Source organism: Coleofasciculaceae cyanobacterium (genome assembly GCA_036703275.1).
Classification (GTDB): Bacteria; Cyanobacteriota; Cyanobacteriia; order Cyanobacteriales; family Xenococcaceae; genus Waterburya.
This window is the reverse complement of record DATNPK010000077.1, coordinates 47,173-58,590: the sequence shown is the minus strand read 5'-3', so window position 1 is coordinate 58,590 and position 11,418 is coordinate 47,173. Positions and strand designations below refer to the sequence as shown.

The window sequence follows — 11,418 nt, the reverse complement described above, 5'->3', positions numbered from 1 at the left end:
TACCTGCCTCCCTACTCTCCAGATTTGAATAAAATTGAGCGTTGGTGGTCTGTTCTTAAAACCTGGATCAAGCAGAGAATTAAAGAATTTGAGACAGTAAGAGAATGTGTTGATGCCGCTTTCAAAAAATGTCAAACACGTGATATGCGTAATGCTATAATTTAAATTACAGTGCAACTACTTGTGTATAAAATTAAGTACAACTTTAGTTAAGTTTCAGCGAACATTATACTTTTCATAGATTAAGATACGGCAAAGTGACAGTGAAGGTAGATCCCTCTTCAATCTGGCTAATCATCATGATTGTCCCGAAATGCAAGTCCACGGATCTTTTGACAATGGGTAATCCTAAACCAGTCCCTGGGATCGAACCCACGTTATCAGCCCGATGAAAAGAATCAAATAATTGCTCTTGATCTTTAACAGGAATACCAATACCAAAATCTTGAATGCGGAAGATTGCTTGTTTTGGTTGACAAATTAAATCGAACACAACGCGATCGGCATCAGGAGAATACTTGATCGCATTTGACAACAGATTATACAGAATATGACGCAGTATTTTTTCGTCCATACAAGCACTAAGACAGGATTCATCTTCTGTATTAAGTGATTTCTGCTCGCAGTTATTAGTTACTTCTCGATGATTTTTAACTTGAAATACAATTTGATGAGTTGCAGAGTTTAACCCTACTTCTTCGACTAGATCTTGACAGAATTGAACCAAGTTAATTTTGGTAGGGTTTAATTTCAGCTTTCCAGCATCAGCCTTACCTAATAACAAGACATCATTCAATAAGTCAGTCATGTGCTTGACTGAACTTTGGATGCGGTATAGATGACGAAATTTCTTATCTTCACCCCACTTATGGCTGTAATGCTCCAACAGTTCTGAAGAAGATAAAATTGAAGCCAAGGGAGTCCGAAATTCATGGGATGCCATCGTCACAAAACGGCTTTTTAATTCATTTAATTTTTTCTCTTGTTTTAAAGTTCTACGAATATCTTCTTCTGCTTGTTTACGTTCGGTAATATCACGCACTATTGCCATCACTTCATTGACATTACTGATGGCAAAGCGGATTTCGTAGCTGTGAACTTTATCTTCTTGAGTAATTTGGCATTCTAATAACTCGACTTCACCCGTAACAAAAGTCTTGGCAAGACAATTTAAGATTGGCGAAGCTATATCTTCAGGGAATACATCGCCAACATATTTTCCTAAGAACTCTTTCTCTGGAGTTAATAAATTTTTCTCTTTGGCAGCTTTGAAGTTAACAAAAATTCCCTTTCTATCAATCCTAAAGATAAGATCGGGAATCGCATTTAAAATAGCGCGATTAGTTGCCATACTAGAGCGTAAAGCATCATCAGCTCGCTTGCGCTCAATAATTAAACCTAATTGAGCCGCAACAGATGCCACTAAATCTACCATTTGAGTGTTTTCAGTATGAACCGAAGAATCAAAAAAGACTAGAATTGCGATTACTTCATCATTAGCAATCATGGGAACTCCCAAAGCAGCTTTTAACCCTACTGCTTGAGCAATTTTACTTCTCAGAAAATTTTCTTCATTCTGTAGGGATACATCTTCCGTCCATTCAGGTTTTTTAGTTGCCCATACTCTTCCTGGTTTGCCAACGTTATTGGAGAAAACGAATTTTTCGCTGCCTTCTCTAAAATATTTCAGCTTTTCCATACTGGAATACCAAGAAGGACTAATTTCAAGTAGATTAGCTGTTTTATCGGGAATCCAGGCTTCTCCAAAGCTCCAGCCAACAGTTTGACAGACTTTACGTAATATAATTGCGATCGCATCATCAAAATCACGAGCCTCGGTGATAGCCTGGGTAATCGTTTGTAAAAGACGAATTTCTTGTTCTGCTTGCTTGCGTTCGGCAATTTCCTGCTTTAATATTCTGTTGTTATAAGCTAATTCTGAGGTACGCTGCTCTACTCTTGTTTCTAGCTCTTTATGTGCCTGTTTGAGAATTAATTCAGCTTGTTTACGTTTAGTTATATCTGAGACATAGCATCTAACTAAATGGCTGGCAAAAATCCAATGTATGGATTGTTCAAAAATTTTGTCTTTGATCGCAACTTCACGCACAATAGAGGTTTCTTTTTCTGCCTTAACTAAAGCAAGTACACCAGCTAGAATTGGATGGTTTAGTCGATCTTTTTGGATAGTAGGAAAACTTTTAAGAGCAGCAGGATTTAAATAGGTAATATTGCCTTTTATATCGATTTCGATAATTGGATCGGAATAAAAGCTCGGGAAAAGATGCCAAGCGTTCTAAAGACTGTTGAATTGATGCTTGACGTTCTTCCTCTGATATCTCCATAGTTTTACGGGTAGTAATCTGGTGAGAATTATTTGAGTTACCAAAGAAACGAGTCGCGTTGGGATCATCATCATCTTCCCCATCAAAAGAAGAATTTAATGGCTGAGATGATGTTGGAGTGTTGACTGCATAATATTTGGCAATTATTCCCTCACAAAAACTAATCACATCCCCATCCTGCAAGTCATAGGAAAAACAGCGATTACCGTTGACCTCAATACCATTTCTACTACGTCTGCCGTTCAAATCGCCATCAATAATCCGAAACTGATGACTATCAGCTCCTGGGGTAGTAATTCTCAGCAGGGTTGCATGATAACGAGAAATTTTAGGCGAATTGAGAACTATCAAATTTTTTTCATCTCGACCAATAGAACAAGTCGCAGATTCCAAATTAACAGTACGCCGATTTGACTGATTTTTAATTAGTAATCGATGCTTTTAGGGTTGGACTTGTTCATCATGCAAAACTTATTGATCTCAATATGTTATGAGGTTGATGTTTATAAGATTCCCCAAAAACAACTTGAGACTAACATTTGTCAACTAAAATTAGCTCTACACTGAGCATTCGAACAGTTTTTAACTTTGTTAAAGGGGAATCAATTCAGGAAAGTTAAGTAATAATTGCTCTCCATCTAGCTCATCACCTAATTTGGCAGGTGAGAAATGGATTTGAATCGCTCTGAGCTTTTCTTGATAATGGAGATTAATTAAAGCTTTGAGTCCATATTCCAACGCTTCTACATCGGCGAGATTGGTTTCTAGCTCGGTCGATTCCCCAGTCATAGCAACGGTTAAGATAATTACTAGATTGCTAGTGATAGGTAGAGACAAAGGCTCGTTATCGTTAATATCTTCAGTAGTATCTATGGCACTGAGATATCTTTGGGCGGAATCGGTAAACAGTTCATTGACATAATCCCCTGCTTCTCCCTCATCCCAAAACACATCTCCCTCATTGCCCGCAGATTGCCAATCATTACTCATTTGCAGCAGATTTTGGCAGACAGAGACTAACCCTTCTCCCAGTACTTCTAGATCGCCATCAGCGTCAATTGCTTCTCTAGCGACACGATTTAAGACACCTAACATGGGAGCAATTTCCGCTCCTGCTAAGTGGATAAAAATGCGAGATACGACAAAGCGGGTTTTGCCACTAAATTTCGAGATGCGATCGCGCCAAGAAGTCATGAGCTGTAAAGTTTGAAGGTATTTTATCAATCTAGCACTATTGTTATCCTCAGTTGGACGTAAGCTAAAATTGGGAATTCATAATACTCCTAGTTTAAGCGCGTAGTTATGAAAATTTTATTTTTACATCCTAATTTTCCAGCTCAATTTCGCCATCTAGCGACAGTTTTAGGCCAAGATAGTCAAAACACTGTGGTTTATGCCACAAATCGTCCAGAAGGTCAGATTGCAGGAGTTAATAAAGTAGTATATGAAAAATCTCGCCCTGCTCGCCCTGAAACTCATCATTATGTAAAACCTTTAGAAAATGCAGTTTTAGAAGCCCAAAGTGTATATCGAGTGGCACAGAAATTAAAAGATCGGGGTTTTTATCCTGACTTAGTATACGGACATTCTGGATGGGGACCAACCTTATTTATGAAGGATATATTTCCTCGAGCCACCTTACTTTGCTATTTTGAGTGGTTTTATCGTGCCTATGGCTCAGATGCTAGCTTTGACCCCAGCGATCCAATTAATGCTGATGATGAAGCCAGGATTCGGATTAAAAACGCGCCAATTTTATTAGATTTAGTCAGTTGCGATCGCGGCTTATCACCGACTCAGTGGCAGCGATCGCAATTTCCCCAAGAATTTCAAAGCAAGCTTAAAGTCCATCACGACGGCATCGATACAAATTACTTCAAACCGATGGCAAATGCCAAATTGTCTTTGCCACGGATAAATCTCGATCTTGCTCAAGCCCCAGAAATTGTTACCTATGTTGCCCGAGGTATGGAACCCTATCGCGGTTTTCCTCAATTAATTGAAGCTATATCGATTCTGCAACTAAAGCGGCCTCAGTGTCATTTTGTCATCGTCGGTAAAAATCGCGTAGCCTATGGCAAAAATCTGGCTGACGGGAAAACCTATAAAGAAGCGATGCTGGAAAAATTCCCTTTAGATTTAAGTCGGGTCCACTTTACGGACTTATTGCCCTATGATGAGTATCTCCAGGTGTTACAGGCTTCTTCGGTACATATCTATCTGACTCGTCCTTTTGTGCTTTCTTGGTCAATGCTCGAAGCTTTAGCTACAGGATGTCTAATTGTGGCTTCCGATACTGCTCCCGTGACGGAGGTAATTGAAGATAATGTTAATGGTTTGCTGGTTAATTTCTTCGATCCTGAGGAAATTAGTGATCGCGTCATTAAAGCTTTGGAGAATTCTGAGAAAATGGCAGTCATTCGCGTTAAAGCTAGAGAAACGATCTTAGAAAGCTATGATTTAGCCAACTTGTTACCCCAACACTTACAATGGGTCAAAGACTCAGTTTAAATTCCGTCATTAGCAGTTAATGATTAATGATCTGCGATCGTCAATGAAAAAAAAAAGCACCGGAAAATTGAGAAAGCTCGAGTTAATTTTTGAAGCTGCTATTTGGAATTTTCGCTTCTTTATCGTAGTTCCAGTTATCTTTAGTTTATTAAGTGCCTTACGCTTGATCGTAATCGGTACAGTAGATATTTGGGCAGGATTGACTTTAGCCATAAATACTGAAGATCCTGAAGGGGCAATAACGATTAAAACCGTGTCATATATTATTGGTGGCGTTGACTATTATTTAATCGGCATTGTTTTGTTGATTTTTGCTTTTGGTATTTATGAGTTGTTTATCTCGGAAATAGAAATTAAGCATCAAGATGATTCTAGTATTCTCCAAAGCGAAAGCCTAGAAGAACTTAAAGGTAAATTAGTCAATGTAATTGTTGTTGCTTTAATTGTTAGTTTATTTAAGCAAATGCTTACTATAGAAATTGGCAAGTTAAGTGACGTGCTTTATATTGCTTTGGCAATCTTACTTATTTCTATCAGTCAATATTTACTGCACTTAAGCCATACTAAGTCTCGTAAACGCTTACCTGCTGCTATTAAGAATTCTCACCACGATCTGGCTGACTCTTGACTCTTGACTCTTAGCTCGACTTTATCCATTTGGAGAGAAAATAAAAGCGATCGCGACTGCCAATTCCTTTTCGCCGACTCACACCTGTAACTAAAGCGACGCAAACTTTTAACTTTAAAAATTGCTTTAGGCAAAACATTCAATTCTAAAGAACAATATAGGATTATTATCCACCAATTTTTCGGCAATTTTCCTCATTCCGAGCCTCTTGGCTACTTTTTGCGATTCAAGGTTGGCGCGATCGCAGCTTGCTACAAGATACTCATAACCAAGTTCATCAAAACAATACTCTAATATTTTGATTGCAGCTTCAGTAGCGTAGCCTTTTTTAACCGCTTTAGGTAGCAAAGCATAAATTAATTGGGGCTGTTCTTCATCGAAGAAATACCATAAACCAACAAATCCAATGACTTCACTCTCACCATTTATCCTGATCGACCAAAGACCGAATCTTTCTTCTTCAAAGTGCTTTCTGCTCTGTTCGATCATTTCTTCAACCTGTTGCAGAGACAAGACTTTGTTATCACATAAATATCTTTTTACATATGAATCAGCAAAGATCATCTCAAGTGTGTTCAGTTCACTCTCCAAAATCGGTGTTAAAACCAGCCGCTGCGTTTTAAGTATCATATGTAAGCTGCGCTGTCTATTCAGTCCTTTTCCTTGAGATACTGGTATTTTAATCACAATCGCCTCACCCACACACTCCAAGTAACTTCTGACTTTTCGACAACTTAATCTCTGCCCTCAAAAGATAGCTTTGCTGTACCATCGGCGTTGGGCTGTCGATCTTAGGTCATAATGTCTCTTGACCTCTCCACCAACTCAGTGGCGCGACTTGATTTAGTTTCCAGTTGCGTCGATTGTTGCGATCGTATTCGTCGCTTTGGCGTTGCAACAATCGAGTAAACGCATCTCGGACAGACAAGACTCCTGCAATAACAACCTCATTAATATCGCTTTGGCTTTCAAACCAAGCAACTTCCATTTTCGCTGCATTTACACCGAACTTATTTATTTCTTGTGTAGCCTGTTCGCATAAACCGATCATTATTAGGCGCTGTTCTTCTGTCGTTATAAAATCGTTCAAGCCCGCGCAAACGCAACCCACAAAGTGGTTCGACGCATTAATATGAGCATGATCTTGCCACTGTTTCAACCATATCGGTACATCAGCAAGTTTATTGACTTGCACAACCAGACAGCTAAGCCAAACCTGAAGCCAAGCATCAGCCATCCAAAATCCGTTTTCTTCAAACTCTACGAAGCTTGTTCCCATATTTTAGATCATTAAATTTTAGGCGGTGATCGCAATTGACTACCTACATTTGTACTTAGAGCTTCTTGAAGTATCTGGCGATTGGCAACAATCTAAAGCCAACCTTTTCATAAGTGTGACGTGCTGGGGCATGACCGGGATCACCTCCAGTCTCAACCATAGCAACAGACATCCCAGCATCTTTCATCCAAAAGAGTGCCAATTCTGTTAGAGCTGTACCAATGCCTTGACCTTGAAAGTCTGGATCGACAGCAACCATGTAGATTTCACCCAGGCTATCGTCTAAATGTAGTTTTACGGCTACAAAGCCCACAGTGAAACCTGCGTCGATAGCAACCCATATATTTGTGTCTTTAGCAGCGCAGACATCCTCGACAGCCTTTTGCTGGCTACACACGCCAACTATCGGGATAGAATGCCCTGTAAACGTCAGCGTTCATCGCTTTGTGAATCGAATCAAAGACTGGACTCCATGCCCGAAGCGCAAGACGAATAACAGCATCAAGTTGATGGGGTTTGTATGGTTCAATTTGCATTTTGGTATGGACTCTAAAATACACTGGAGGGATTTGGGCGATGAAGTCGCAAAAATTTCAAGCTCACCTGACGCAGATAGTCTCAAACACTTAACAAATAAGCTCTTGACGGTCAGGTTCAAGCGGATTATTTTGTGTCGCGCAACTTGTAACTGCTTATGTCTGAAGAGTTTCAGACTGCAACAGAATACGCACATCAATCGATCGCATTCCTGCACGAAGAGCAGCTTCTAAGCCTCCATCACTATCTTCGTAAACAATGCAGTCTTGAGGAGCAACACCCAATCTTTCAGATGCAAGCAAGAAAATATCTGGTTCAGGTTTTCCTCTTTCTACATCATCAATACTTACAACAACATCAAAAAAATGGCGTAAGCCAATATTGTTAAGTGTTGCCTCCAGTACAATGTTTTCATGCTTGATAGACTACGCTGTTGATTAACTAGCTAATAGCTAATAGCTTTTAGAGTTTCCTCTTCCCGCAGGACAATGTGACTTGTGTGTTCTACTCAACCCAAAAGCGCAGTAATCTAAAAGTCGCTTTTCTCAATGTAACTTCGCACGTCATTAAGATCTATATAGCGATCTGTGGCGTTGCGTAATTCTCTAGCGATCATTCCTTCTGTAGATACGACGGTAATGTGAGTATTTTTTGAACGCAAAAGCTCGATCGCCCGTTCAAAATCTCCATCCCCGCTAAACAAAATCACGCGATCATACTGCTCAACGGTGTTGAACATATCGACCACAATTTCTATATCTAAATTTGCTTTTTGCGAATAGCGACCCGAGGAATCATCATAGTATTCTTTGAGGATTTTAGTTCTTACCGTATACCCTAAGCTAATCAGAGCATCTCGAAAACCTCTTTGATCCTGGGCATCTTTTAATCCCGTATACCAAAAGGCGTTAATCAAAACCACGGTGGGATCTTTAGTAAAATATTCTAATACTCTTCTAGGATCAAAAAACCAACCGTTTTTCTGTTGAGCATAGAACATATTGTTGCCGTCTACAAATATGGACAGACGATCTCTCACGTATTTATTATGAGACTCCATATAATTTTTCCTATAAGGGCTTAAATATATTTAATAGTAAAGTTGACAGCGTAATGCCCTGCTACGACAGGGATTGCGCCATAACAATTTAATGAATAAACCCGCAGTTACGACTACGACCAAATATTATTTAATAGGTTTAGACGATAAGCACTAATTTATATAAAGGAAAACCTCAATAAAATTTAGTTTAGGTATATTTCATATACATTCCAGTTTAGGACAAAAAAAACCTTCATAACAATTTAATTTGCTCGGGCAAGATTTTTTTACAAATTCTACTGACTATCGTTTGGGTAAAAAGTAAATTTAAAGTTAACTTATCGAGATAAATTTATTAAATCTGATTAGAAATGGCAGTGTTAACGTTCTACAAAAGAGCGATCGCAAACTTTTCAACTTATCATAGAAATCCAGTTTTTTGGTTGTGTTGATGATAGTTACACAGCGGAAGCGATCGCTTTTCGATTTGTTTCTGATTAAGTTGATTTTCAATCGTTCAAGATTAGCCATAAACATAGTTCTCAATTTCAATGAAAACTGTGTCATGAAACGATGATTTTGAAACTAGGTTTTATTCTACCTCAAGACGGAGATTAGGTCTTCATTCAAAACTGGCGCTCGCTGGTTGAATTTATCTTATCGTGTTTGGCGATGCCTACAGCTAGCCCTAAAGGATTCCCGTGCATGGTATATCCGTAGGTGTATCCGTTCAGGGACACCTTCGGACGATGCCCTAAAGGACTAGCTTCGCGTCGCGAAGCGAGTGTGACCGAAGGGCGGAGTGCGGTTTATCCGTGAATCCTTTAGGGCTTTAGTATAAGCTAACGCGTCCTTTACAATCGCAGAATAATTAAAAATATCAAATCTGGGAATACTAAAACTAATCCACTTAAGAGCAAAGATTGAATGTTTGGTTTTTCTACTTTTAAAGCTTGGCGAAATTCACTGCTGCTATTTCTTCCTGTCTAGGGTGCTAGTACAGTAGTATTTATTTTTGCTTTCTAGCTATTTTTTCTCGTCTTTTGTATCTTACTGTCTTGGCACAATACAGCTTTTTTGTTCTTTTTAGGAATGGGATTACTATTCCTTTTTACTGCCTCGGTTTGGTATCTACTGGTTAATTTCTACTCTCTATTACTGGGTTTATTGTGAAATAAACCTCCGTGTTGGCTTAGATGAACTAAATCTCTCAAGCAAAATTTAGTTCATCTAGGAGTGGCGATCGCTGCTACTTTTCCCGTTGCAGCAATTTACGTAATTCATCTTCATTGGATAGGGCAGACGGAGGCATTAACCAAAATAGATTACAAAGCTATCTATGCACCAGACTTAATGTTAAAACTAAGTTGGCTGTGGATTATCGCCGCTGCCTATGTTTATCAATGGAAATATCTGTTGAGCAACAAAAGAAATCACAAACAGAAATAAGAGATGCCTTTATGCGAAGCGGTATGAAGTAAGCATATGCCCGTGCATGATTTGCGACGCGAAGCTATATGCGAAGCGGTATCCGTGATAGACTAGCTTCGCGTCGTCGGTGATAGAGTCATGCACGGGCAATCGCCTCTTGAATCAGGGGAGCGCGCAACAGCCAAATTAAATGCTACAGGCCATCGCTTCAGTATCTTCTTCAAAGCAAATATAATTGAGGCAATGAGGTTTTTCTCTCAGCAATTTTGCCAGCAGCCATCCTGCGACTGTCCAAGTCTGAAATTTACGGGAAGATCTACCAATCAAACGTCCATTTTTGCCGTCATAATATTCAGGCCAATTGTCTTGCATCAAACGTAATTCAGCGATCGCCATAGCTCGATCTGCCAGGTCTTCTCGTCCCATTTTTTGACAGGCTGCCATCATCACCCACAACAAGACGGGCCAGCTACCACCATTGTGATACGACCAGGGAGTATTTTTGGGATCGCAGCCAGTAATTATTCTCCAGGTCAATCCTTCAATCGCAGGATAACAAACCTTCATCGGCATTTTGCTGACTAAATCTGTCCAGCGATGCTCGATCAAAGTTAAAATATCTTGCGACTGTTGTTCAGTAGTCACAGATCCCATAATCGCTACTAAATTTCCCAGGGCAAAAAACCGAAAATCCATCTTACCAGGTCCCAAATTTCCCGCAAGATACCCCCCGTGGTCGGGAATCCATTCGGTTAACCAATCAGGAATTGATTCGGGATAGATATTAAACTTATTGACTACCGACTCGCCAAACTGTTCTGATTGATAACGGTGAATTTCGTTGATCTGTTTAAGATCGAGCCAATAATAACTCCGTAAATGAAAAATTAGACTACCAAGGCGGTTATTAATCTTATAGATCAAAGCTTGACCTTCAGCATCTGGAATTAACATTTCACGGGCTGCACGCAAAGCACAATAAAACAAAGACTGTATTTCTAAAGGATGTCCACTCAATCCCATCGGGCGATCAATCATACAAGCACCATCTGGTACAAGAAGAGTTGGAGTCATCTCAAACTGTGGTCCTAAACAAATCTCTAGAATAAAAATTAAAGCTCCCTGAAAACTGTCGCTTTGTGCCAAAGGCTTATCATTTGTAGCTTTGACATAAGCTCGCAATAAAATAATCCACCACAAACAAGAATCAATTGGAGTAACTCGACCGATCGCTTTATCGCCAAAATCGGCATGAAGATACTGTCCGCCTTTGGTTGACTCAACTTTAAAGCTTGCGGGCATCAAGCCTATGGGTGGCTCGTAGCAATCAATGCGCCGCTTCTTTTTTTGTAACCCTACTGTTTCAATCAGAAAGTTGTAGACAATATCTGTTTTACCCTGAATTAAAAATACTAAGGCTGCGGGAACAAAATCACGAATAAAACACTGATCGTAATTTAAAGCTTCTCTTTCCGAATCACTTGCTGCTACTGACCCCACAGGCTGGTTATTATAGTAAATAATCGACTTTTCTAAAAGCCGATTTGCCTGTTGTTCAATAGTTTCTCTGCTCACTAAAATCATCAAACAATAATTTTCGTACTAAATATATTAAATCTATGATTGGGCATCAATATTGATTCGT

14 protein-coding genes are annotated in these 11,418 nt (G+C 39.4%); 4 read left to right on the top strand and 10 right to left on the bottom strand.

Translation table 11 applies throughout. The features are described 5' to 3' along the window. Positions 1–165: transposase (locus V6C71_15085; protein ID HEY9769794.1), on the top strand; the 165-nt coding region annotated here is incomplete at its 5' end. 70 nt (positions 166–235) lie between these two features. Here the strand turns inward: V6C71_15085 and V6C71_15080 are convergent. From V6C71_15080 to V6C71_15070, 3 genes are all read right to left on the bottom strand, one after another. After that, a complete protein-coding gene (locus V6C71_15080; protein HEY9769793.1) occupies positions 236–2,110 on the bottom strand; it encodes an ATP-binding protein in 1,875 nt (624 codons plus the stop codon). 91 nt (positions 2,111–2,201) lie between these two features. Then, positions 2,202–2,738 (bottom strand): FHA domain-containing protein, encoded by a 537-nt coding sequence (locus V6C71_15075; protein HEY9769792.1) that lies wholly within the window; start codon positions 2,736–2,738, stop codon positions 2,202–2,204. Between the two features lie 198 nt (positions 2,739–2,936). Next, positions 2,937–3,539 (bottom strand): DUF1517 domain-containing protein, encoded by a 603-nt coding sequence (locus tag V6C71_15070; GenBank protein HEY9769791.1) that lies wholly within the window; start codon positions 3,537–3,539, stop codon positions 2,937–2,939. Positions 3,540–3,647: 108 nt separating this feature from the next. On the opposite strand from V6C71_15070, the gene V6C71_15065 reads away from it, so the two are divergent. Beyond that, positions 3,648–4,856, top strand: coding sequence for a glycosyltransferase family 4 protein (locus V6C71_15065; GenBank protein HEY9769790.1), 1,209 nt, complete (start codon positions 3,648–3,650; stop codon positions 4,854–4,856). Between the two features lie 43 nt (positions 4,857–4,899). Beyond that, on the top strand, positions 4,900–5,484 hold the full coding sequence (locus V6C71_15060; protein HEY9769789.1) for a YqhA family protein: 585 nt from the start codon (positions 4,900–4,902) through the stop codon (positions 5,482–5,484). Between the two features lie 126 nt (positions 5,485–5,610). Here V6C71_15060 and V6C71_15055 read toward each other — a convergent pair whose 3' ends face one another. From V6C71_15055 to V6C71_15030, 6 genes are all read right to left on the bottom strand, one after another. Continuing rightward, positions 5,611–6,186: a GNAT family N-acetyltransferase gene (locus V6C71_15055; GenBank protein HEY9769788.1), complete on the bottom strand. Its 576-nt coding sequence runs from the start codon at positions 6,184–6,186 to the stop codon at positions 5,611–5,613. A 94-nt stretch (positions 6,187–6,280) separates the two neighbouring features. Next, positions 6,281–6,763 (bottom strand): hypothetical protein, encoded by a 483-nt coding sequence (locus V6C71_15050; GenBank protein ID HEY9769787.1) that lies wholly within the window; start codon positions 6,761–6,763, stop codon positions 6,281–6,283. Between the two features lie 55 nt (positions 6,764–6,818). Then, positions 6,819–7,160 carry a GNAT family N-acetyltransferase gene (locus tag V6C71_15045; protein HEY9769786.1) on the bottom strand — a complete coding sequence of 114 codons (342 nt, stop codon included), beginning with the start codon at positions 7,158–7,160 and terminating at the stop codon, positions 6,819–6,821. Continuing rightward, positions 7,153–7,299, bottom strand: a complete 147-nt coding sequence (locus tag V6C71_15040; protein ID HEY9769785.1) for a hypothetical protein — start codon at positions 7,297–7,299, stop codon at positions 7,153–7,155. The genes V6C71_15045 and V6C71_15040 overlap by 8 nt, the downstream gene beginning before the upstream one ends. Positions 7,300–7,455: 156 nt before the next feature. Continuing rightward, positions 7,456–7,701: an HAD-IA family hydrolase gene (locus tag V6C71_15035; GenBank protein HEY9769784.1), complete on the bottom strand. Its 246-nt coding sequence runs from the start codon at positions 7,699–7,701 to the stop codon at positions 7,456–7,458. A gap of 128 nt (positions 7,702–7,829) precedes the next feature. Beyond that, complete coding sequence (locus V6C71_15030; GenBank protein HEY9769783.1) at positions 7,830–8,360, bottom strand: NYN domain-containing protein; 531 nt, start codon at positions 8,358–8,360, stop codon at positions 7,830–7,832. A 1,218-nt stretch (positions 8,361–9,578) separates the two neighbouring features. Between V6C71_15030 and V6C71_15025 the strand changes: the two genes are divergently transcribed. Further along, on the top strand, positions 9,579–9,791 hold the full coding sequence (locus V6C71_15025) for a hypothetical protein (protein HEY9769782.1): 213 nt from the start codon (positions 9,579–9,581) through the stop codon (positions 9,789–9,791). Positions 9,792–9,959: 168 nt separating this feature from the next. On the opposite strand, the gene V6C71_15020 is transcribed toward V6C71_15025, so the two are convergent. Then, positions 9,960–11,357: a glycoside hydrolase 100 family protein gene (locus V6C71_15020; protein ID HEY9769781.1), complete on the bottom strand. Its 1,398-nt coding sequence runs from the start codon at positions 11,355–11,357 to the stop codon at positions 9,960–9,962. Between the last annotated feature and the right edge of the window lie 61 nt (positions 11,358–11,418).

What these genes read in the sequence shown, in the direction of transcription:
- V6C71_15070 (HEY9769791.1), bottom strand. Translation starts at nt 3,539, where the DNA reads ATGACTTCTTGGCGCGATCGCATCTCGAAATTTAGTGGCAAAACCCGC.
- V6C71_15065 (HEY9769790.1), top strand. Translation starts at nt 3,648, where the DNA reads ATGAAAATTTTATTTTTACATCCTAATTTTCCAGCTCAATTTCGCCAT.
- V6C71_15060 (HEY9769789.1), top strand. Translation starts at nt 4,900, where the DNA reads ATGAAAAAAAAAAGCACCGGAAAATTGAGAAAGCTCGAGTTAATTTTT.
- V6C71_15050 (HEY9769787.1), bottom strand. Translation starts at nt 6,763, where the DNA reads ATGGGAACAAGCTTCGTAGAGTTTGAAGAAAACGGATTTTGGATGGCT.
- V6C71_15040 (HEY9769785.1), bottom strand. Translation starts at nt 7,299, where the DNA reads ATGCAAATTGAACCATACAAACCCCATCAACTTGATGCTGTTATTCGT.
- V6C71_15030 (HEY9769783.1), bottom strand. Translation starts at nt 8,360, where the DNA reads ATGGAGTCTCATAATAAATACGTGAGAGATCGTCTGTCCATATTTGTA.
- V6C71_15020 (HEY9769781.1), bottom strand. Translation starts at nt 11,357, where the DNA reads ATGATTTTAGTGAGCAGAGAAACTATTGAACAACAGGCAAATCGGCTT.